Below are 259 nucleotides of genomic sequence, written 5' to 3'. Positions count from 1 at the left end.
GCAGATCACGAACGTGGCCGCCGGCCGCGTGAGCGCGACGAGCACGGACGCCATCAATGGCTCGCAGCTTTATGCCACCAACCAGGCGGTGAACTCGCTCTCGACTTCGACCTCCACGGGCATCAGCTCGCTGTCCACGGGCCTGTCGAGTACCAACAGCACGGTCAGCTCGCTCTCCGGCAGCACGGGATCGTTGTCGAGTTCGGTCTCCACGGCCACGAGCAACATCGCGTCGCTCTCCTCGTCGACCTCGACCACG

General features: G+C 65.3%; 1 protein-coding gene and 1 pseudogene. One reads left to right on the top strand and one right to left on the bottom strand.

The window, feature by feature from the left end; translation table 11 throughout:
- Positions 1–91: pseudogene (locus tag PXJ20_RS33130) on the top strand (hypothetical protein); the annotation flags it as partial.
- Here the strand turns inward: PXJ20_RS33130 and PXJ20_RS33125 are convergent.
- The coding region (locus PXJ20_RS33125; protein ID WP_421032976.1) for a hypothetical protein at positions 70–259 on the bottom strand (190 nt) is incomplete at its 5' end. The pseudogene PXJ20_RS33130 and the gene PXJ20_RS33125 overlap by 22 nt on opposite strands.

The sequence above is a fragment of the Paraburkholderia sp. A1RI_3L genome, from assembly GCF_048957895.1.
GTDB lineage: Bacteria > Pseudomonadota > Gammaproteobacteria > Burkholderiales > Burkholderiaceae > Paraburkholderia > Paraburkholderia kururiensis.
Note: the sequence above shows the minus strand (reverse complement) of the source record. Positions and strands in the feature narration are given on the sequence as shown.